Genomic DNA, 653 nt, shown 5'->3' with positions numbered 1-653 from the left:
CGTTGGGGGCACGGACCTGCCCGTGGAAGGGGGGTGTGGATGACGTTGTTCCGACGACGGTCGCTTCGTCATACTCCGATGGCAGGAACGTGAGGGGGATTCACGTTCCGATCGCCGGGGGGCCTGTTCGAACCCGAATAGTCGAACAGAGACAAGAGAAAAACACATCGTGAGCACATCAACTGTGCCATCCGGGGGGATGACCATGCGCACCCGCGCACCCCGATGGCTGACACCAGCATTCGCCATCGTCGTCGCCGGCACCGTCGGGCTGGGGGTTCTCCCTCCAGTGGCGGCGGCCGCCGACACTGCACCGACGGCGCCGACCAATCCGGCCACGCCGGTGACGGTATCGAGCGATCCGTTGCCCGCGCCGCAGATCGGCACGGGGCTGTCGTCGGCGGAGGACGACCGGGAAGGTGCCGGTGTGGTCTGGGATCAGGTCGTCGTCGGCAACACCGTCTACGTGGGAGGCAACTTCCTCCGTGCTCGGCCGGCCGGCGCCGGCCCGGGGGAGAACGTCGTCGACCGCTCCAACTTCCTCGCCTACGATCTCGAGACGGGCGCGCTCCTGCCGCTTTCGATCTCGTTCGACGCTCAGGTCCTCACGCTCGCGGTGTCTCCGGACCAGAAGACCCTCTACGTCGGAGGGG

Annotated in this window: 1 protein-coding gene; it reads left to right on the top strand. The window is 67.1% G+C overall.

Annotated elements, in window-relative coordinates:
* Window positions 1-169 precede the first annotated feature (169 nt).
* On the top strand, window positions 170-653 hold a 484-nt coding region (locus AC4FQ5_RS19830; protein ID WP_491146327.1), incomplete at its 3' end, for a hypothetical protein.

It is taken from the genome of Chryseobacterium sp. DT-167 (genome assembly GCF_058310155.1).
This window is presented reverse-complemented; position numbering and strand designations above follow the sequence as displayed.